This is a genomic window from Actinoplanes sp. NPDC051537 (genome assembly GCF_055586105.1).
Genome location: NZ_JBVJIU010000008.1, coordinates 338,928 through 357,315, shown reverse-complemented (window position 1 = coordinate 357,315; position 18,388 = coordinate 338,928). Strand labels below are relative to the sequence as shown.

Below are 18,388 nucleotides of genomic sequence, written 5' to 3'. Positions count from 1 at the left end.
CTAGCCGTCCAGCCGAGGGCCTTCCGCGAGGAGGTCCTCGGCGAGGAGCACGAACTGGACGTCGTCCGTGCGGGCGCCGTCCGGTCCGGGCAGGCGCGAGCGCAGGTACGCCTCTCGGCGGAAGCCCGCCTTCTCCAGCACCCGCTGGGAACCCGTGTTCGTCGGCAGCGCGCCCGCAATGAGGCGGGCGATGTCCGTCTCGGCGAACGCCCACAGCGCGACGAGCTGAGCCGCCCGGGTCGCGAAGCCGCGACCGCGGAACGCCGGCATCACGCTGTAGCCGATCATGCCCTGGCCCGTCGCCGGCTCCTGGTAGAACAGGCCGATCTCACCGGCCGGCTCGCCGGTGGCCGCGTCGACGATGACCAGGTCGGCCCGGGTGCCCTCGAGCCAGTGCGCCGCCGCGCGCGTGCAGCGGCGCCGGATCTGCTCGTGGGTCGGCGGCGTCGCGGGCACGCTGGTCGACCACACCTCGGGCAGCGACCGCAGCGTGGTGAGGAACTCGATGTCGTCCGGGTCGAGCGGGCGCAACCGCACGACGCCGTCGGTGAGCTCGCCGCCGGGCAGGTCGGGCAGGGCCCGCTCGATCGGGAGGCCGTCGTCGGTCGCCAGCCGGGCGAAGACGACGAGGTCGTCCCGGCCGCCGTCACGATCGGGCAGCGCCGCCCGGCGTACGCCCTCTCGCTGGAAACCCGACGCCAGCGCGACTCGCTGGCTCACCGCGTTCTCCCAATGGGTGAGAAGCTCGAGGCGCTCGAGACCGGAGCCGAGAGCATGCGCGCTCAGCGCGCGGACCGCCGCCGTGGCGACCCCGCGGCCGCGCGCCCAGGAACCCACCCAGTAGCCGATCTCGGCCTGCCCGCGGCTCGGCACCACCTTGTCGAAGCCGATGCCGCCGAGCAGGTCGTCGGTCTCGGGATCGGCGATCGCGTACAGGGCGCCACCCTCCGCGAAGACCGCGGCGACGCCCTCGCTGAGGAAGCGCTCGGCCTGCGCGAGCGTGAACGGCGAAGGCAGCGGCGGCAGGAAGCGATAGCTGAGCGGATCGTCGTAACCGGCGGCGACCGCGTCCGCGTCCTCCGGGCGATATGCCCGGAGTCGCACACCGGTACCGTTGATCTCGGCAGGGCTCAAGAATCCTCCTGTGGATGTGGCCGTTTCGGGGTTGATCCTGCCGGAATGGCTGCGCCCAGAGCGAACTTCATGCCCTGTTTCGTACCCTTTGTGCGGTTAACCGGAGGCTCGGGTCACAGGTTCCGCGGAAGGGTGCCTACGATGGTTCGGCAGACTGTCTAGGGGAGCGCTGACCCGTGTCGATATTGGAAAAGGTCCTACGCGCCGGCGAAGGCCGCATGGTGCGCCGGCTCAAGGCGATCGCGGACGCGGTCAACTCGATTGAGGATGACTACGTCGATCTTACCGACGACGAGTTGCGAGATTGGACCCAGCAGTTCAAGGAGCGGTACGAGGACGGCGAGTCCCTCGACTCGCTGCTGCCCGAGGCGTTCGCCGTCGCCCGGGAGGGCGCCAAGCGGGTGCTCGGCCAGCGGGCCTACGACGTGCAGCTCATGGGCGGCGCCGCCCTGCACTTCGGCAACATCCCCGAGATGAAGACCGGTGAGGGCAAGACCCTGACCGGCGTGTTCCCGGCCTACCTCAACGCGTTGAGCGGCAAGGGCGTGCACATCATCACGGTCAACGACTACCTCGCCCAGCGCGACGCCGAGTGGGTGGGCCGGGTGCACGTGTTCCTCGGCCTCACGGTCGGCGTGATCCTGCCGAACCGGCCGTCCTCGGAGCACCGCGAGGCGTACCACTGCGACATCACGTACGGCACCAACAACGAGTTCGGCTTCGACTACCTGCGCGACAACATGGCGTGGTCGAAGGACGAGCTGGTTCAGCGCGGTCACAACTTCGCGATCGTGGACGAGGTCGACTCGATCCTGATCGACGAGGCCCGTACCCCGCTGATCATCTCCGGCCCGGCCGAGCACTCCGCCCGGTGGTACGGGGAGTTCGCCGCCATCGTCGGCCGCCTGCAGAAGGGCAAGGACGGCGAGGGTGACTACGAGGTCGACGAGGCCAAGCGCACCGTCGCGATCACCGAGCGCGGCGTGTCCCGGGTCGAGGACCGCCTCGGCATCGACAACCTCTACGAGTCGGTGAACACCCCGCTCGTCGGCTACCTGAACAACGCCATCAAGGCCAAGGAGCTGTACAAGCGGGACAAGGACTACATCGTCAACGAGGATGGCGAGGTCCTCATCGTCGACGAGTTCACCGGCCGCATCCTGCACGGCCGCCGCTACAACGAGGGCATGCACCAGGCGATCGAGGCCAAGGAGGGCGTCGAGGTCAAGCAGGAGAACCAGACCCTGGCGACCATCACGCTGCAGAACTACTTCCGGCTCTACGAGAAGCTCGGCGGCATGACCGGTACGGCGCAGACCGAGGCCGGCGAGTTCAACAAGGTCTACAAGGTCGGCGTCGTGTCGATCCCGACGCACCGGCCGATGATCCGCATCGACCACCCGGACGTCATCTACAAGACCGAGAAGGCCAAGTTCGAGGCCGTCATCGAGGACATCGCCGAGCGGCACGTCACCGGCCAGCCCGTTCTCGTCGGCACCGTCTCGGTCGAGAACTCCGAGATCCTCTCGCAGCTGCTGCGGCGCCGCGGCATCCCGCACAGCGTGCTGAACGCCAAGTTCCACGCCCAGGAAGCCACGATCATCGCGCAGGCCGGCCGCAAGGGCGGCGTCACGGTCGCGACGAACATGGCCGGCCGTGGCACCGACATCCTGCTCGGCGGCAACCCCGAGTTCCTGGCCTCGGCCGAGCTGCACCAGCGCGGACTCGACGCGGTCGAGAGCCCCGAGGAGTACGCGAAGGCGCTCGAGGAGGTCCTCCCCGCGTGGAAGGACGCCTGCGACACCGAGGCCGAGGAAGTGATCGCGGCCGGCGGCCTCTACGTGCTGGGCACCGAGCGGCACGACTCCCGCCGCATCGACAACCAGCTGCGCGGTCGTTCCGGCCGGCAGGGCGACCCGGGCGAGTCCCGGTTCTACCTGTCGCTGCAGGACGACCTGATGAAGCGGTTCCGGGCGGGCGCGGTCGAGGCGGTCATGGAGCGCTTCAACATCCCCGAGGACGTGCCGATCGAGTCCAAGATGGTGACCCGGCAGATCCGCAGTGCCCAGACCCAGATCGAGGGCCAGAACGCGGAGATCCGGAAGAACGTCCTCAAGTACGACGAGGTGCTCAACAAGCAGCGCCAGGTCATCTACGCCGAGCGCCGGCGCGTGCTCGACGGCGAGGACATGCACGACCAGGTCAAGAGCATGATCGATGACGTGGTCGGCGAGTACGTGCTGGCCGCCACCTCGGACGGCTACGCCGAGGACTGGGACCTCGATCAGCTCTGGACGAACCTGCGCCGCCTCTACCCGGTCGGCCTCACCATCGACGACATCGTCGAGGAGTCCGGCGGCGAGCGGAACGCGATCGACCAGGAGTTCCTCACCCAGCAGATGAAGGACGACGCGGCGGCGGCGTACGCCAACCGCGAGGAGGAGCTGGGCACCGAAGCGGTTCGCGAGCTCGAGCGCCAGGTGCTGCTCGCGGTCATCGACCGTAAGTGGCGCGAGCACCTCTACGAGATGGACTACCTCCAGGAGGGCATCAGCCTTCGGGCGTACGCCCAGCGCGACCCCGTGGTGGAGTACCAGCGCGAGGGCTTCGACATGTTCAACCAGATGATGGACGGCATCAAGGAGGAGGCCGTCGGCTTCGTCTTCAACCTGGAGGTCCAGGTCGAGGAGGCGCCGACCGTCACGGTCGACCCGAGCAAGGCGGTGCCGCTCTCGGCCGTCGGCGCTCCCGGCGACGCGAACATGGCCGACTCCGACCGCGTCGAGGTGCGGGCCAAGGGCCTGGGCGGCGGCCGTCGCCCGCAGAACCTGCAGTACACGGCCCCCGCAATCGACGGCGAGGCCGGCGACGGCGCGCCGGTCATCCAGCAGGCGCCGGCCCTGGGCATCGGCGGGGGCGGTTCACCGGTCCCGGCGTCCCCCGCGCACAGCGCCGCCAACCGCCGCGGCGGAGGCGCCCACCAGGCGGCCGAGTCGTCGAACGGCCCGTCCCGCAACGCCCCCTGCTACTGCGGCTCGGGCAAGAAGTACAAGCGCTGCCACGGCGCCCCCGGGGCCGCCTGATCCAGCCCGCTCACCACGGCCCGCCGGCGTTCTCGCCGGCGGGCCGTTCTGTTTGTCTGGAGCCGGGACGCCCGCCCGGCGGGCCGTTTCGACTGGGCCCGGGACGCTCGCCCGGCGGGCCGTTTCGATTGAGCCCGGGACGCCCACCGGCCATCGCTCCGGTGAGCGCCCCGGGGGCCGGGCCGGCTAGATGAGCCGGAGCAGGGTGGCCGACCAGTTCTGCTGGTGCAGTTCCATCCGCAGCGCCATCGCCCAGGTGCGCTCGCCGGTCACCAGGGCCACGGCGGCCTCCACCGCGCCGGGGCGGGGCTCGCACAGCCGCAAGCGGATGACCGCCGTCGGGGCCGGGCGCTTCGGAGGGCGGCGGCCGGGCGGGGAGGCCTTCCGGCGCAGCTCGGCCACCCGTCGCGCGCCGGCCAGGCCCTGCGTCACCACGCTTGCGGCCTCGCTCGGCAGCGACAGGGTTCGCAGGTGGGCGGGTGGCCGATGACCGTTGAGCACCTCGACGCACATGCGGACGAAGCGGTGCACCGCCAGCTTCGCGTCGTGCGATGCCCCGGCCACCGCCGCCCGATGAACCGGCACTGGCGGCGACGCGGGCCTGGTCGGCGACGCGCGCCCGGCGGGGGATGACGGCCCGGCGGGCGAGGACAGTCCGGCGAGAGAGGGCGGCCCCGCGGGGGAGGGCGGCCGGGCGGGGGAGGGCGACCCGGCGGAAGGCGCGGGCGATGCGGACCCGGCGGAAGACGCGGGCGATGCGGGCTCGCCGGGCCACCCGGGCGAGGCGGCCGCGCCCGGCGACCCCGCCCGGGCCCGGCGGAGCGCCTCCGGTGACCAATCGAGCGCCAGCTGGTGGGCGGTTGCCCAGACGGCCGGCTCGATCTCGTCGTCGAAGGGGGGCTCGCACGGCGGCGCGGGGCGGAGGCTGATCGAGGGCCGCGGCCCGCCCGGAGCGATCTCCACCGTCCGTCTCATGCCAGCACCCTCGACTTAATCTTGCGTTTGCCTTCGTTTGCCTTCGACCGCCATCTTGGCCGAGCGCGCGAAGCACCGTCAACGGCGCCGTCCAAGAGCACCACCGATGCGGGAAGAGCGATAAACCGGGCTACTCGGTCAGCGGGTTCTGGGCGACCCACTCGGCGGTCTCGGCGTACCTCTGCTGGATGTATTCCTCCAGTTTGGCCCGCTCGACCCGCCATTGGCCGCGCCCACCGACCTTGATCGCGGGCAGCTCGCCGCTGCGGACCATGTGGTAGACCTGCGAATCCGAGACGTTCAGCTCGGCGGCGACGTCGGACAGCAGCAAGAACCTGGGCTCCACGCGATCGACCTCTCGACCGGCCTAGTTTGCCACCGATTGCTTGCGGTCGCTTGACGGGTCATAAGACGGCTCGGCGATGGCTCGATCCGAGAGCGGGCTGGAGTAGACGACGCTCGTCGTCACCGGGCCGAGGCCCGAGATGCGGCCCGACACCTCCTCGAGGTGGCGCATCGAGCGCGCCAGCACCTTGAGGACGAAGCAGTCCTCGCCGGTCACGTGGTGGGCCTCGACGATCTCGGGGGTCGCGTCGAGCAGGGCGTGGAACGGGCGGTAGTTGCCGGTCGGGTAGCGCAGGCGAATGAAGGCCATCACGGTCAGCCCGACCCGCTCGGGGTTGACCGTCGCCCGGTAGCCGGCGATCACGCCCGACTCCTCCAGCCGGCGGATGCGCTCGGCCACGGCGCTCGCGGACATGGCGACGGCCCGGGCGAGTTCGGCGTACGAGGCGCGGCCGTCCCGCTGGAGCTCGGCGAGCAGGTGCCAATCCGTCCGGTCGAGTGGGGAGTCCACGGTCATGGCGGCAATGTACCGGGCAATCCTCGGTGATCCCTGGGAGTGGCCGTGGAATGGGCATGTTCTGCGTCACCGGGCCGCCGTAGCGTGATGACCATGACGATCACCAGCGCAAACACCCAGACCGCGGCGGCCTTCTTCGCGGCGCGCCTCGAATTTCAAACCGACGTCTCGGACGTACGCGCGGGGATGCTCGACGCCGACGCCGGTTTCGTGCTGATCGACACCCGCAGCCGCGAAGCCTGGGAGCAGGGGCACATCCCGGGCGCCGTCCACCTGCCGACCGCCGAGATCCCGGCGCGTGCCGCCGAGGTGCTCGACCCGGGCGTGCCGGTCGTCGCCTACTGCTGGGGGCCGGGCTGCAACGGGTCCACCCGCGCGGGGCTCGCGCTGGCGCTCGCCGGGTACCCGGCCAAGGAGATGATCGGTGGCGTCGAATACTGGGTTCGCGAGGGCTTCCCGTTGCGTACGTCCGAAGGCGACGTGGTGGCCCCGACCGACCCGCTCACCGCGCCCATCGCGGCTGCTTGCGGCTGCTGAAGAAGAAGGGCCCCGACACGCCACGATCCGGACACGACTGGTGGAATGGGCCTTCCCGGTAACGCCGCGGCGGTGTACTACGGGGACGGTCCATACCCCAGGAGGAGACGTGCCGATCACCGAGCTGGTCCGGGTCTACGTGCCGGCCACCGTGCCGCTGCTCGCGGCCCTGCGCGACTCCGGCAAGCTGGGCGGTGGCGGCCTGACCGCGCACGCGGTGACTCCCGCGCTCCGCGAGTGGTATGCGGAGGGCGACGAGGAGGAGCTCGAGTACGTCGCCTTCACCCGCGCCGCCCAGGCCGCGCTCCAGCTGCTCCGGCACGATCCGGCGGCCCCGCGGCGGCGGGTCGTGGTCTCGGCCGACGTGGCGGCGAGCGCGCTGGTGCGTGAGGACGTGGAGCTCGGCTCGAGCGCCGTGCTCCTGCCGCAGCCGGTGTCGCTCACCGAGGTGGCCTCGATCCACGTGGACAGCGCCGACGCGGCCGAGCAGGTCGGGGCGGCGGCCGATGTGGTCGAGGAGGCGCTGGCCGGCGATCCGGACGCGCAGTTCACCGTCGACGGCGCCGAGGATCACGAGCTGGAGTGGTACGCGGTCTCCGAACTCGACGATCTGGCCTGAGCCGCCCTATTCGGCGGCGGCGGCCGGCGCGGCCTGGGTCTCGTCGGATGGCTCGGCGGCCGGCTTGATCGTGCGGCCCACGGCGATCGCGGCACTGATCGCGCCGACGAAGAGGACGATCAGCGCGTTGTTGAAGCGGGCGCCGCTGAGCATCTGCTGCACCGCCAGCTCCAGCTCGCTCACCTTGCCGGCGAGGTCGAGCACGCGCGCGCCGGCCGTCCGGGTGAGGCCCTCGCCGATCACCAGCAGGAGACCGGGCCCGGCGCCGGCGACCGCGTAAAGGGGCCAGGGCACGTCCGGGCCACCAGCCCGACCACGGAAACGGCGCAATATCCCGTACGAGATGAGGCCCGCCGCCAAGCCGGACAGAATCGCCTGGAGGAAGGTGAACCAATGCGCCGCGCTCGCCTGTGAGGAGTCGGTCGAGCCCGAGCCCAGCGCCTTGAGCACCGGATTCTGGAAGATGTTGAGCAGGAATCCGACCAGGAACACCCCGATCGAGCCCCAGCAGACCGCGGTCAGCACCCGTGGCCGGCGGAAGCCGGCCAGCGCGCCGCCGATCGTGGCCGCCGCCGCGACGGTGCCGCCGACCACCGCGTAGATCCAGCCCTCGGTGTTGATCGTGATGATCGAGAGCGCGCCGAGCAGGCCGAGCACGAGTCCCGCGCCGGTGGCGACCGCGAACCGGGCGGTCGAGCCGAGCTCCCGCCGCCGGGCGATCAGGGCGAGCAGCGCCAGCCCCACGGCGGCGCCGGTTGCGAGCGAAGCGGTCACCGCACCGGGCAACGCGTACGCCGTCGAGGTCACCTCCATCTCGGCGTCGGTGCGCCCGGTGATGGTGGCGCGCGCCGACCAGAGCATGGCGGCCATCCACAGGAGCGCGACGAGCGCGAGGAGAAGACCGTTCGACGAGGGCTGCTCGTCGTGCGGAGCCTGGGCACTCATGGGGCTCAGGGTACGCGGCGGGCGACCGCCGGGTGGCCGCGGTGGCGCCACCCCAGATGAGCCGATCGTGCGGTTTTGCGGGTGCCTGCGGCGTTTATGGCCGCCGTTCCGCACCTTTTCGGGTGGTTGCTGCCCGGCATCGCCGTCTGACCGGTTTGCTAGGGCCATTTTAGCTGGTCACACCACTGCTTGCCGGTTAAACGCGCCGTCTCGACCCTCGTGGTCGGACTGTCTGTGCGGGACAGTCGTTTGTGGAGACGCAAACTGGACGGATCGGGCGAAATCCTGGACGTGGGCGCGACAAAGTGGCAGCTTAGAAGGCATGCCCGACACTCAAATCAATCCCACGGCTGCCGCTCTGCTCGGCCTGCTTCACGAGGGGCCGATGACCGGCGGACAGCTCATGGCGGCTGCCGAACGCCGCCTCGGGCCCTACTGGTCGATGACGCGGAGCCAGGTCTACCGCGAATTGCCGGTTCTTGCCGACATGGGGTTCGTCCGACTCGGCAAGCCCGGCCCCCGTTCCAGCCAGCCCTACGCCATCACCGCCTCCGGCAAGCGTGCCTTCAGCCGGTGGCTCGCCGAGGCCCCCGGCCGCGACGCCCTGCGCAACCCCGTCGCCCTGCGTGTCGCCTTCGGCGAGCAGCACAGTGGCGGCCAGCTTGCCACTCTCTACAGCGGCGCCAGCGAGTATCACTCGGAGGCGCTCGCCATGGCCAAGGAGCAGGCGAAGGAGGCGAAGAAGAACGGCGACGCGTACGGGTCGGCCGCGCTCGAGTTCGCCGTCGCCTACCACAAGGCCGCGCTGAGCTGGCTGAAGACCGCACCCGCGAATTGATGGTCCGACCTGACCGCCCGGCCGGAACGCTGGCCGGGCGGCGTAGTCTTGAGTGTCGTGACCGCTGCCGACTTTCCTGAGCAACTCAAGGCCCTCGACGCCACCCTGCGCAACATCGAGAATGTCCTGGACGTCGACAAGCTGCGCCGGGACAAGGCCGACCTCGAGGAGCAGGCCTCCGCCCCCGACCTGTGGGACGACCAGGCGCGCGCGCAGGAGGTCAACAGCCGTCTCTCGTACGTGTCCGGCGAGATCAGCCGGATGGAGCGCCTGCGCACCCGGCTCGACGACGCCGGACTCCTGCTGGAGATGGCCGAGGCCGAGAGCGACGAGGGGTCGATCGCCGAGGTCGGCGACGAGATCGGGTCGCTCGGCAAGGCGATCGAGGAGATGGAGGTCCGCACCCTCCTCTCCGGCGAGTACGACTCCCGGGAGGCGGTCGTGGCCATCCGGGCCGGCGCCGGCGGGGTCGACGCGGCCGACTTCGCCGAGATGCTCATGCGGATGTACCTGCGCTGGGCCGAGCGGCACGGCTACCCGACCGAGGTCTACGACACGTCGTACGCCGAGGAGGCCGGCCTCAAGTCGGCGACGTTCGCGGTAAAAGTGCCTTATGCGTACGGAACGCTCAGCGTCGAGTCCGGCACCCACCGCCTGGTCCGCATCAGCCCGTTCGACAATCAGGGCCGCCGGCAGACCAGTTTCGCCGGCGTCGAGGTGATGCCGGTCGTGGCGCAGACCGACCACATCGACATCCCCGAGAACGAGGTCCGGGTCGACGTCTACCGCTCGTCGGGGCCCGGTGGACAGAGCGTTAACACCACCGACTCCGCGGTGCGCCTCACCCACGTCCCCACCGGCATCGTGGTGACGTGTCAGAACGAGAAGTCGCAGCTGCAGAACAAGGCCTCGGCCATGCGCGTTCTGCAGGCCCGGCTGCTCGAGCGCAAGCGCCAGGAGGAGGAGGCGAAACTCGCCGGCCTCAAGCACGACACCACCGGATCGTGGGGCGACCAGATGCGGTCCTATGTCCTGCACCCGTATCAGATGGTGAAGGATCTGCGTACTGAGCAGGAGACGGGCAACCCGTCTGCGGTGTTCGACGGTGAATTGGACGAGTTCATCGAGGCCGGGATCCGCTGGCGCAAGCAGACGCAGATCGCCGGCTGACGGCAAGATCGCCACGTACGGCGACGGCGCTTGAACGTTCGGTCAGGCGCCGTCCCCCGGAACGCCTGTTCCGGCATGGGGAGTGCAGATTGGCGCACCCGCCGGGGTTGGCGTTTTCGTTACACCGCGTAGACTACCGTCCCGTGATTCAGCTCGAGAACGTGACGAAGACGTACCCCAAGGCGTCTCGCCCGTCGCTGGACGACGTGAGCGTGGGCATTGAGAAGGGTGAGTTCGTCTTCTTCATCGGCCCCTCCGGTTCCGGCAAGTCGACGATCATCAAGCTCCTGCTGCACGAGGTCGCCCCGACCCGCGGCAAGGTGATGGTGAACGCCAAGGATGTGACCACACTGCGGTCGTGGAAGGTCCCGCATTTCCGCCGTTCGATCGGCTGCGTGTTCCAGGACTTCCGCCTGCTGCCCAACCGCACGGCGTACGAGAACGTGGCCTTCGCCCTCGAGGTCATCGGCAAGACGAAGGCCGTCGCCCGGCGCGTCGTGCCCGAGGTGCTGGAGCTCGTCGGCCTCGGCGGCAAGGAGCACCGCTACCCGCACGAGCTCTCCGGCGGTGAGCAGCAGCGTGTGGCCGTGGCCCGCGCCTTTGTGAACCGTCCGCTGATCCTGCTGGCCGACGAGCCGACCGGAAACCTCGACCCGGACACCTCGATCGAGATCATGCGCCTGCTGGACCGGATCAACCGGACCGGCACCACGGTCGTGATGGTCACGCACGACTCCAACATCGTCAACCAGATGCGCCGGCGGGTCATCGAGATCGAGAGCGGACAGATCGTCCGTGACCAGGCCCGTGGCGTCTACGGCTGAGCCCTTGTCTCCTGGCTCCGTCCCATCCCCAACTGAAGTTGCAAGACGCGGAGTCCCGGAAGGAACCCCCCGATGCGCTTGAAGTACGTCTTCAACGAGGTCCTGGTCGGCTTGTGGCGAAACGTCACGATGACGATCGCCATGATCATCACGATGTCCGTCTCGCTGTTCATGCTGGGCGCCAGTGTCCTGCTCTACCTGCAGGTCGACCAGATGAAGAACTACTACTACGGCGAGATCGAGGTCTCGATCTTCCTGCGCTCGGATGTGACCGAAGCGCAGCGGAGCGCCATCGACCAGGCGATCACCAACGACCCGCTGGTGAAGGACAAGACGTACGAGTCGCGCGAGGAGGCGTTCGCCCGCTTCCAGCAGCTCTGGGCGGACTCGCCGGACTTCGTCAAGTCGGTCGGCCCGAACAGCCTGCCCGAGTCGTTCCGGGTCAAGCTCAAGGACCCGGAGAAGTACAAGACCTTCGCCGACAAGATCAACGGCATGCCGGGCATCCAGGACGTCATCGATCAGCGGACGCTGCTCGACAAGGTGTTCAACATCTTCAACGGCTTCCAGTTCGGCTCGTTGGGGGTGGCGGCCTTCATGGCTGTCGCGGCGCTGCTCCTGGTCGGTAACACGATCCAGGTGGCGGCGTACAGCAAACGGCGAGAAGTCGCGGTCATGAAACTGGTCGGCGCATCCAACTGGTTCATCCAGGCGCCATTCGTGCTCGAGGCCGTCGTCGCCGGCGTCATCGGCTCGGTCATCGGTTTCGTGGTGCTCTTCGTCGGCAAGGTGGTGCTGCTCGACCACAAGCTGCATGCGCTGACGAGCATCCTGACACCCGTGCACAACAGCAACGTGTGGCTCATGTTGCCGCTGCTGGCGGGCGTCGGCGCGGTGGTCAGCGCGGTCACCGCGTGGGTCACGCTGCGCTTCTACCTCAAGGTTTGACGTTCCATAGCTGATCACAAACAACGGCCGCGATTCCCGTACGGGGTTCGCGGCCGTTGGGCGATTTAGGCGATATCAGGGGGATTCGCGGGTACGGTGGGTCCCCGTGTGGTCAAAATGCCGGCATAGGCCGTTAATCGCGGTATTCGCGTGCCTTGTCAGCCTGGCTGCCGCTCCGTCGCCCGCGTCCGCCGACAGCGGAGATGCCGGGAAGGCTGCTCGGGCCGTGGACCGTGCTTCGGCCGTACTGGAAAATGCCACCACCCAGGCGCGCCTCGCCGCACTGCGCCTGCAGGCCGCCACCGCCGCGATGCCCGCCGCCCAGCGCAACGTCGCCACCTCGCGCGGCGCCGTGGCCGCCGCGATCACCGCGGCCAACACCGCCGGACGCCGGGCCAACGCCGCCCGCGCCGCCTACGCCCAGGTCGCCGGCGACTTCCGGGAAGCGCAGGGCCAGTTCACCGACGCCCGCGCCCGGGTCGACCAGATCGCCCAGGCGACCTACATGGGCAGCACCTTCTCGCGGATCAACGTGCTGGTCGACGCCACCGGGCCGGCCGACATCATGGATCGGCTCAGCCTCGTCGACCAGCTCATGCGCACCCAGAACGAGGACGTCGACCGGCTCCTGCGGACCCGTGCCACCGCCCGCAGCGCCCAGGACCGGGCCGGGCTCGCCAAGCGCGAGGCCGAGGTGACCGAGGCCGAGGCCAAGGCCAAGGTCGACGCGGCCCGGGGCGCCCAGGCCGCCGCCGTGCGTGCCCAGCAGGCCCTCACCCGCCTCACGCTCAGCCGGCAGGCCGCCCTCCGGGTCGCCACCGCCCAGCGTGCCGCCGTGCTCGCCCGCTACCGCGCCGCGGTCGCCGAGGAGCGGCGGATCCGGTCCGCGCTGCGCGGCTGGTCGATGAAGTCGGGGGACGGGCGGTACGGCGGCGGGAAGCTGCTCATGCCGGTGAACGGCTGGAAGTCCAGCGACTTCGGCGAGCGGTACGACCCGTTCTACCGGGTCTGGCAGCTGCACGCGGGCACCGACTTCGCGGCGCCGCGGGGGATGCCGATCCACGTGGCCGCGTCCGGGCACGTGATCCGGGCCGGCTGGAACGGTGGCTACGGCAACTACACCTGCGTCAGCCACGGCCGGATCGACGGCGTCGGCTTCCAGACCTGTTACGGGCACCAGTCGGCGATCCTCGTGCACGTGGGGGAGTACGTGCGCCGGGGCGAGGTCATCGGCCGGGTCGGGACCACCGGCGCGTCGACGGGGAACCATCTGCACTTCGAGACGCGCTTCGACGGCGTACCGCGGAATCCCCTGCAATATCTCCCGTCCTGTCTTTGTTAGCTTTGTTCATGCCACGCGAACAGGGCCGAAAGGTCGTCGCCTCCAACCGCAAGGCCCGTCACGACTACGCCATCCTCGACACCTACGAGGCCGGCATGGCGCTGACCGGCACCGAGGTCAAGTCGCTGCGGGCCGGGCGGGCCTCACTGACCGACGCGTTCGGGCAGGAGAGCGACGGCGAGATCTTCCTGCATTCGCTGCACATCCCCGAGTACACGCAGGGCACGTGGACCAACCACGAGCCGCGGCGCATCCGCAAGCTGCTGCTGAACCGGGAAGAGATCCGGAAAATTCAGGGAAAATTGCGCGATGAGGGCATAACTCTGGTGCCGCTCCAGGTCTATTTCCACAACGGGTACGCGAAGGTCGAGCTCGCCCTGGCGCGGGGCAAGAAGAGCTACGACAAGCGGCAGGACCTGGCCACCCGCGATGCGCAGCGGGAGATCACCCGGGCGATGGGTCGGCGCAGCAAAGGCATGTCCTGATCAGGTACTGTGCCGGGCGGTCCTAGATCACCCGGAGGGATGCCCGTTGGCAGCGAAGCACTCGGCGCGCCCACTCGGTCCCGCCCGAATCGTCCTGAGCGGCGCCGCCGCGGTTCTCGTCATGCTGGTGGTGTGGGTCGCGGTGCGGGCGGTCGGTCCGGCCGAGGCGTCGCGGCAGCCTACGGTCGTGCTGCCGTCGATGCCGCAGGTGACGGTCTCGTTGGCGCCGTCGCCCTCTGCGTCGCTTTCTTCTGCGTCGCCGTCCTCTTCGTCGCCCTCGGCTACTCCGTCACGGACCTCGGCCCGGCCCTCCGCGCGCGCCTCCGCGACGTCGCGCGCGGCCGTTCGGGTTACCAGCCGCCCGACGCCCAGCCGCACCACAGCCGCGCCGGACACCTTGGCGGCGACGCTGTCGGTGGGCGCCAGCTGGGAGCAGGGCTACGTCGCGATGGGCCGCATCCGAAACACCGGAAATGTCGCCCGAAGCTGGACTATTACGGTAAGTCATTCCGGCCAGGACAACCTGCGCTACATGGGCGCCTGGGGCGCGCGCGGCTCGCAGAGCGGCTCCACCATCACCCTGACCGGCGGCCCGCTGGCGGCCGGCGCCTCGGTCAGCTTCGGCTACCAGGTGAGCAAGACCGGCCGCGGCGACGCACGGCCCGCGGGCTGCACCGTCGTGGGCGGCAGATGCTCGGTGAGCTAAGATTGCAAGGTTGATTTCAACTGGGGGGTGACTGGTTTCGACTTCGTACGTGGAGACAGGGGAAGCGAGCCGAGGAAGCCGACGTCGTCTCGAGAATCGGTCGTCGGAAACCAATAAGCGCCGATAACAATCAGCGCGACTTCGCTCTCGCCGCCTGAGGCGAGTAGCGGGTCTGTCGGACTGGGAGCACCTCCGTCCCAGACTTCCGGCATCAGCTAGGAGGTTGGCCAACCGGCCCCGGTCGCGGGGGCCGCACGGCGAGATTAATCAGCGACTGGCCCCGTCATACCGACTTGCTCATGTGATCGGTAGGGGCGAGTAGAGGCATAGTGAGCTGCGCTCGGAGAAGCCCTGACAAAACAACGAAGGACCCGGGTTCGATTCCCGGCACCTCCACGAGTGGCTGGGGCCCTGTGTCCGCAAAATGCGCGGACCGGGGCCCCTCGTCATGCCTGCCGGGGGGCCGAGCCCCCCGAACCCCCCACGGTGCGGCGGTTGCGCTCGGACGACGGTTGCGGTCCGCTTGCTGGGGCTCCGCCCCTTGCCCCCTTGCCCCCTTGCCCCTTGCCCCCTGCCCCTGCTCGGCTGGCCGCCGGGGATTGTTCGTTTAGAAGAGGCGTCCGCGGTATGGGTGCGTGCGGCCCCACTTCTCCTCCCATCGGAGCAGGTCGGCTTGCCATTTCGGGAGGTCGGGGCGGTACTCCCGGACGGCTGGTCGTTCCGGCTGAGCGACCAGGAAACGCCAGTAGTCTTCGATCGCCGCCCGGGCGACCTCGGCCGGGAACTCGCCCTCGGCGCCGGGCGTCCACAGGTTGGTGATCAGCAGCGCCGACGGCGTGAAGGAGACCGCGTAGTTCTCGCTGCTCCACTCCTCGAACGGCGGCCCGCCGCGAGCCACGTCATCTGCCATCGCCAGCGCGTCCAGGGTGACCAGAAAGAACCTGTCGAGGTCGGCGGTCAGCCACTGACCCAGCAGGTCGTACCGCTGGTCCTCGACCTGGTACACGGGCAGGCCGTACGTGGGATCGATCCCCAAGCTGACAACACCCACCGCGAGCCTCTCGATGCGCTAGGGAACGCAGCAATGCGGTGATTTCCGTGGGTCGGTGTGGTCACGCCGCCAAGATTTCGAGATCGTATTTTGCGATCTCGGCGTCGCGGGTCACCAGCGTCAAGTCTTCGGCTTTCGCCTGGGCTATCAGCATTCGATCGAACGGGTCGCGGTGGATGAGGGGGAGCCGGCCCGCTGCGATGGCGTGTCCGGCGGTGATGTCCAGGTGTCGGAAGCCGCTGTCGCGTACGCGCTCGGGAAGATCGTCGGGCTTTTGGAGCTTGCCGATCGAGTGTTTGATCGTCACTTCCCAGATCGTTGCGGCGCTGATGTAGACGTCTGGCTCGTGGTCGAGACGGTCTTTGATCCCGGCCGCGAGGGTGGGGTCGTCCGACAGCCACCACAGCACGATGTGAGTGTCGAGGAGCAGGCTCATCAGGCGAGTCCGAAGTCCCGGGCAATGGCCTCGTTCACGTCGGGGGAATCCCAGTCGTCGGTCATGGTGAGTTGACCGTTGAGGCTTCCGCGGCCAACCCGATCGACCCTGCGGTTCAGGGGGATCACCTTGGCGACCGGTGTGCCGGAGCGGCTGATGATGATCTCTTCACCGTGCTCGACCCGATCGATGATCCGGGAGAGGTTTGTCTTGGCGTCGTGGATGTTGAACTGTGCGGATGCCTCGGACATGACGACCTCCTTAGCTAAGAGGTTAGTCCAGTGTCGGGCCGGTCGGCCAGTTCTCCAGAGGATGCCGCCCCCTGCTCGCAGAATGCGCGAGCTGAGAGCCAAGCCGTCGATCAGGACGAATGTCATGCGTTTGCCTGACCCGTTCGGCACGGCGTCGGCGCGCCGGGGAGTGGGAGGCTGGCGTCGGGTCGGCGATCGGGGGAGCGAGATGGGCGTGGTGCTGTATCTGTGTGCCGCCGCGGTGATTGTCGCGGGTAGCCAGGTGCTGCTCGAGCTGACCGAGCCGGGAGGGCGGAAGCCGCCGTGGGAGGTGGCACGGGCGATGTGGCGGCGGCCCGTTCCGCCGGTGGCGGCCGGGTTGGTTGCGGTGATGGCCGTGATGGCCGTCGCGCAGACCGTGCACCCGGCACTCATCGATGCTCTTCAGCGCGACCCCGACGGCGGTTGGTGGCGGTGCCTGACCGCGGTGCTGGTCAACTCGGACGGCTGGTTCCAGGTGCTCTTCAACTTCGCCGCGCTGGTTGTGGTCGCCCCGGTCGCGGCGCGCGTGCTCGGGAATCTCTGGACACTGGTCGTCTACCTGGTCGCCGGGGTGGTGTCGCACATCGTCAGCACGGCCGGCTGGTCGCCGCACGGCGCCGGCAACTCGGTGGCGATCTGCGGTCTGGTCGGTGCCCTGGCAGTGGGATATGCCCTCCGGGGTGCACGAAGAGATCTGCGCCGGCTGGCCGTTCTCGTTCCGGTCGCCACCGTGATCTTGTGCGCGCTGACCAACAACCACGGCGTCGGTCTCGCCGTCGGGTGTCTCTTCGGCCTGCTCTTCGCCTACCTTCCGGCGCAGGCCACGATGCTGGCCACGGGCGGGACACGTCCCGGTCAGCTCGGGCCGAGGGACTCCGCTCCCGATGTTCGCGCGTAGGCGCCCGCGAGAATTTCGCCAGCCGGTGTAACCGGCAGGCCCGATGCGGTGTGTTTATAGGTGTGCGAGCACCGACGGGCAGCGACAGCGCCGACTTTGACGCCTTCTACTCAGCGGCGGTTCGGCGCGTCGTGCTCTACCTCTATGCCGCCTGCGGTGACCGGTCCGAGGCTCAGGACGTCGCGCAGGAGGCCTTCGCCCGCGCCTGGCAGCACTGGTCTCGGGTGGCCGGCTACGACGACCCGGAGGCTTGGGTTCGCGCGGTCGGGTGGCGGCTGCTGGTCAACCGGTGGCGTGGCCTGGGGCGGTGGGTTGCCGCTCGGGCCCGGATGGGGCCGCCGGCCGAGACGACCGCCGGGCCGTCGCCGGACCGGGTGGCCGTCGTCGACGCGCTGCAGCGGCTGCCGAAGCCGCAGCGGCAGGTCATCGCGCTGCACTACCTGCTGGACATGCCGGTCCAGGCCATCGCCGCGAGCCTCGGCGTGCCGGAGGGAACGGTCAAGGCGCGGCTGTCGAGGGCTCGAACGGCGCTCGCCCGGCTGCTCGACGATCACGATGAGGAGATCAGCGATGTCACCTTCCGTGCCTGAACGCCTGCGCGACCTGGAGGCCGAGGTGCGCGACCTGCCGGTCCGGCCCGCCGCCGCCGTACGCGCCCGCGGCCGCACCCGGGCCCGCCGGCAGCTCGCCGCCCTGACCGCGGCCGGCGCCGTCGCCGCGACCATCGCGCTCGCCGTCTCGTGGCCGCATTTCCGCGCCGCGCCGGCCGCCGACATCCCGCCGGTCAGCCCGGCCAGGCCCGCCGTCAATCCCGCCGTGAAGTGCGTCCTCGCCCTGCCGGACGATCCGGCCGACGTGCATGTCCGCGTCGTCGACGGCGGCGCCCCGGCCGGAGCGGTGGACACCACGGCCGCTCAGCTGGGTACCCGTCGGTTCCGTGTGGTCGGCACCACGACCGGCCAGAACGTCGCGGGCGCGGCCGCCCTGCGCTACGGGCCGGCCGCGATCGGCACGGCGGCCCTGCTGCGCGCGGAGGTGAAAGGCGAGGTCACGATGCTGTTCGATCCGGTCCGCCGGGACGACACCATCGACCTGATCGTCGGGCCGTCCTTCACCCGGCTCGCCACCACCACCGAGACCAACGAAAACCTGGTGGCCGCCGGCGAACCGACCGCCCCCGCAGAATGCGGCGATGACACCGGCGTGACACCGCGATGAATCCGGCTCAGTGCACGCTTCCCCCGTCGTGGCCGCCAGGGCCGC

Annotated in this window: 22 protein-coding genes and 1 other RNA gene; 14 read left to right on the top strand and 9 right to left on the bottom strand. The window is 69.6% G+C overall.

What is annotated here, in order from left to right:
* On the bottom strand, positions 1-1,134 hold the full coding sequence (locus tag ACZ6TB_RS21930; RefSeq protein ID WP_465556391.1) for a GNAT family N-acetyltransferase: 1,134 nt from the start codon (positions 1,132-1,134) through the stop codon (positions 1-3).
* A 176-nt stretch (positions 1,135-1,310) separates the two neighbouring features.
* Between ACZ6TB_RS21930 and secA the strand changes: the two genes are divergently transcribed.
* The gene (gene secA, locus ACZ6TB_RS21925) at positions 1,311-4,217 is read left to right on the top strand and encodes a preprotein translocase subunit SecA (protein WP_465556390.1); all 2,907 of its coding nucleotides are present in this window, start codon (positions 1,311-1,313) and stop codon (positions 4,215-4,217) included.
* 186 nt (positions 4,218-4,403) lie between these two features.
* Here the strand turns inward: secA and ACZ6TB_RS21920 are convergent, their stop codons facing one another.
* The 3 genes from ACZ6TB_RS21920 to ACZ6TB_RS21910 form a co-directional block, all read right to left on the bottom strand.
* Positions 4,404-5,192: an Rv3235 family protein gene (locus tag ACZ6TB_RS21920; protein ID WP_465556389.1), complete on the bottom strand. Its 789-nt coding sequence runs from the start codon at positions 5,190-5,192 to the stop codon at positions 4,404-4,406.
* A 130-nt stretch (positions 5,193-5,322) separates the two neighbouring features.
* On the bottom strand, positions 5,323-5,538 hold the full coding sequence (locus ACZ6TB_RS21915; RefSeq protein ID WP_465556388.1) for a helix-turn-helix transcriptional regulator: 216 nt from the start codon (positions 5,536-5,538) through the stop codon (positions 5,323-5,325).
* 21 nt (positions 5,539-5,559) lie between these two features.
* Positions 5,560-6,054 (bottom strand): Lrp/AsnC family transcriptional regulator, encoded by a 495-nt coding sequence (locus tag ACZ6TB_RS21910; RefSeq protein ID WP_465556387.1) that lies wholly within the window; start codon positions 6,052-6,054, stop codon positions 5,560-5,562.
* Between the two features lie 93 nt (positions 6,055-6,147).
* Here ACZ6TB_RS21910 and ACZ6TB_RS21905 point away from each other — a divergent pair, with 93 nt between their 5' ends.
* Both ACZ6TB_RS21905 and ACZ6TB_RS21900 read left to right on the top strand, forming a co-directional pair.
* Entirely contained in the window at positions 6,148-6,591 is a 444-nt protein-coding gene (locus tag ACZ6TB_RS21905) for a rhodanese-like domain-containing protein (protein ID WP_465556386.1), read from the top strand.
* A 109-nt stretch (positions 6,592-6,700) separates the two neighbouring features.
* Positions 6,701-7,210, top strand: coding sequence for a DUF6912 family protein (locus ACZ6TB_RS21900; protein ID WP_465556385.1), 510 nt, complete (start codon positions 6,701-6,703; stop codon positions 7,208-7,210).
* A gap of 6 nt (positions 7,211-7,216) precedes the next feature.
* Here ACZ6TB_RS21900 and ACZ6TB_RS21895 read toward each other — a convergent pair whose 3' ends face one another.
* Entirely contained in the window at positions 7,217-8,155 is a 939-nt protein-coding gene (locus ACZ6TB_RS21895) for a hypothetical protein (protein ID WP_465556384.1), read from the bottom strand.
* A gap of 322 nt (positions 8,156-8,477) precedes the next feature.
* On the opposite strand from ACZ6TB_RS21895, the gene ACZ6TB_RS21890 reads away from it, so the two are divergent.
* The 6 genes from ACZ6TB_RS21890 (at position 8,478) to smpB (ending at position 13,762) form a co-directional block, all read left to right on the top strand.
* Complete coding sequence (locus ACZ6TB_RS21890; protein WP_465556383.1) at positions 8,478-8,993, top strand: PadR family transcriptional regulator; 516 nt, start codon at positions 8,478-8,480, stop codon at positions 8,991-8,993.
* A gap of 57 nt (positions 8,994-9,050) precedes the next feature.
* The gene (gene prfB / locus ACZ6TB_RS21885) at positions 9,051-10,163 is read left to right on the top strand and encodes a peptide chain release factor 2 (RefSeq protein WP_465556382.1); all 1,113 of its coding nucleotides are present in this window, start codon (positions 9,051-9,053) and stop codon (positions 10,161-10,163) included.
* A gap of 143 nt (positions 10,164-10,306) precedes the next feature.
* Entirely contained in the window at positions 10,307-10,987 is a 681-nt protein-coding gene (ftsE, locus tag ACZ6TB_RS21880) for a cell division ATP-binding protein FtsE (protein WP_465556381.1), read from the top strand.
* 72 nt (positions 10,988-11,059) lie between these two features.
* Positions 11,060-11,935, top strand: a complete 876-nt coding sequence (gene ftsX / locus ACZ6TB_RS21875; RefSeq protein ID WP_465556380.1) for a permease-like cell division protein FtsX — start codon at positions 11,060-11,062, stop codon at positions 11,933-11,935.
* Positions 11,936-12,161: 226 nt separating this feature from the next.
* The gene (locus tag ACZ6TB_RS21870) at positions 12,162-13,277 is read left to right on the top strand and encodes a M23 family metallopeptidase (RefSeq protein WP_465556379.1); all 1,116 of its coding nucleotides are present in this window, start codon (positions 12,162-12,164) and stop codon (positions 13,275-13,277) included.
* An 8-nt stretch (positions 13,278-13,285) separates the two neighbouring features.
* Complete coding sequence (smpB, locus tag ACZ6TB_RS21865) at positions 13,286-13,762, top strand: SsrA-binding protein SmpB (protein ID WP_465556378.1); 477 nt, start codon at positions 13,286-13,288, stop codon at positions 13,760-13,762.
* Positions 13,763-13,789: 27 nt separating this feature from the next.
* Here smpB and ACZ6TB_RS21860 read toward each other — a convergent pair whose 3' ends face one another.
* Positions 13,790-14,158: a hypothetical protein gene (locus tag ACZ6TB_RS21860; RefSeq protein WP_465556377.1), complete on the bottom strand. Its 369-nt coding sequence runs from the start codon at positions 14,156-14,158 to the stop codon at positions 13,790-13,792.
* Positions 14,159-14,177: 19 nt separating this feature from the next.
* Here ACZ6TB_RS21860 and ACZ6TB_RS21855 point away from each other — a divergent pair, with 19 nt between their 5' ends.
* Positions 14,178-14,468, top strand: a complete 291-nt coding sequence (locus ACZ6TB_RS21855) for a cellulose binding domain-containing protein (protein ID WP_465556376.1) — start codon at positions 14,178-14,180, stop codon at positions 14,466-14,468.
* Between the two features lie 23 nt (positions 14,469-14,491).
* Positions 14,492-14,867, top strand: a transfer-messenger RNA (tmRNA) gene (gene ssrA, locus ACZ6TB_RS21850).
* 208 nt (positions 14,868-15,075) lie between these two features.
* Here the strand turns inward: ssrA and ACZ6TB_RS21845 are convergent.
* The 3 genes from ACZ6TB_RS21845 to ACZ6TB_RS21835 all read right to left on the bottom strand — a co-directional run bounded on the left by ACZ6TB_RS21845 (position 15,076) and on the right by ACZ6TB_RS21835 (position 16,206).
* Positions 15,076-15,504, bottom strand: a complete 429-nt coding sequence (locus ACZ6TB_RS21845) for a hypothetical protein (RefSeq protein ID WP_465556375.1) — start codon at positions 15,502-15,504, stop codon at positions 15,076-15,078.
* A gap of 76 nt (positions 15,505-15,580) precedes the next feature.
* Positions 15,581-15,955 carry a type II toxin-antitoxin system VapC family toxin gene (locus tag ACZ6TB_RS21840; RefSeq protein WP_465556374.1) on the bottom strand — a complete coding sequence of 125 codons (375 nt, stop codon included), beginning with the start codon at positions 15,953-15,955 and terminating at the stop codon, positions 15,581-15,583.
* The gene (locus tag ACZ6TB_RS21835; protein ID WP_465556373.1) at positions 15,955-16,206 is read right to left on the bottom strand and encodes a type II toxin-antitoxin system Phd/YefM family antitoxin; all 252 of its coding nucleotides are present in this window, start codon (positions 16,204-16,206) and stop codon (positions 15,955-15,957) included. Before ACZ6TB_RS21835 ends, ACZ6TB_RS21840 begins: the two co-directional genes overlap by 1 nt.
* Before the next feature lie 124 nt (positions 16,207-16,330).
* Here ACZ6TB_RS21835 and ACZ6TB_RS21830 point away from each other — a divergent pair, with 124 nt between their 5' ends.
* The 3 genes from ACZ6TB_RS21830 to ACZ6TB_RS21820 all read left to right on the top strand — a co-directional run bounded on the left by ACZ6TB_RS21830 (position 16,331) and on the right by ACZ6TB_RS21820 (position 18,343).
* Positions 16,331-17,125 (top strand): rhomboid family intramembrane serine protease, encoded by a 795-nt coding sequence (locus tag ACZ6TB_RS21830; protein WP_465556372.1) that lies wholly within the window; start codon positions 16,331-16,333, stop codon positions 17,123-17,125.
* A gap of 62 nt (positions 17,126-17,187) precedes the next feature.
* The gene (locus ACZ6TB_RS21825; RefSeq protein ID WP_465556371.1) at positions 17,188-17,715 is read left to right on the top strand and encodes an RNA polymerase sigma factor; all 528 of its coding nucleotides are present in this window, start codon (positions 17,188-17,190) and stop codon (positions 17,713-17,715) included.
* On the top strand, positions 17,696-18,343 hold the full coding sequence (locus tag ACZ6TB_RS21820) for a LytR C-terminal domain-containing protein (RefSeq protein WP_465556370.1): 648 nt from the start codon (positions 17,696-17,698) through the stop codon (positions 18,341-18,343). The genes ACZ6TB_RS21825 and ACZ6TB_RS21820 overlap by 20 nt, the downstream gene beginning before the upstream one ends.
* The last annotated feature ends 45 nt before the right edge of the window (positions 18,344-18,388 follow it).

What these genes read in the sequence shown, in the direction of transcription:
- ACZ6TB_RS21835 (WP_465556373.1), bottom strand. Translation starts at nt 16,206, where the DNA reads ATGTCCGAGGCATCCGCACAGTTCAACATCCACGACGCCAAGACAAAC.
- ftsX (WP_465556380.1), top strand. Translation starts at nt 11,060, where the DNA reads ATGCGCTTGAAGTACGTCTTCAACGAGGTCCTGGTCGGCTTGTGGCGA.
- ACZ6TB_RS21820 (WP_465556370.1), top strand. Translation starts at nt 17,696, where the DNA reads ATGTCACCTTCCGTGCCTGAACGCCTGCGCGACCTGGAGGCCGAGGTG.
- ACZ6TB_RS21910 (WP_465556387.1), bottom strand. Translation starts at nt 6,054, where the DNA reads ATGACCGTGGACTCCCCACTCGACCGGACGGATTGGCACCTGCTCGCC.
- ACZ6TB_RS21905 (WP_465556386.1), top strand. Translation starts at nt 6,148, where the DNA reads ATGACGATCACCAGCGCAAACACCCAGACCGCGGCGGCCTTCTTCGCG.
- ACZ6TB_RS21890 (WP_465556383.1), top strand. Translation starts at nt 8,478, where the DNA reads ATGCCCGACACTCAAATCAATCCCACGGCTGCCGCTCTGCTCGGCCTG.
- ACZ6TB_RS21840 (WP_465556374.1), bottom strand. Translation starts at nt 15,955, where the DNA reads ATGAGCCTGCTCCTCGACACTCACATCGTGCTGTGGTGGCTGTCGGAC.
- ACZ6TB_RS21920 (WP_465556389.1), bottom strand. Translation starts at nt 5,192, where the DNA reads ATGAGACGGACGGTGGAGATCGCTCCGGGCGGGCCGCGGCCCTCGATC.
- ACZ6TB_RS21830 (WP_465556372.1), top strand. Translation starts at nt 16,331, where the DNA reads ATGCGTTTGCCTGACCCGTTCGGCACGGCGTCGGCGCGCCGGGGAGTG.
- ACZ6TB_RS21895 (WP_465556384.1), bottom strand. Translation starts at nt 8,155, where the DNA reads ATGAGTGCCCAGGCTCCGCACGACGAGCAGCCCTCGTCGAACGGTCTT.
- smpB (WP_465556378.1), top strand. Translation starts at nt 13,286, where the DNA reads ATGCCACGCGAACAGGGCCGAAAGGTCGTCGCCTCCAACCGCAAGGCC.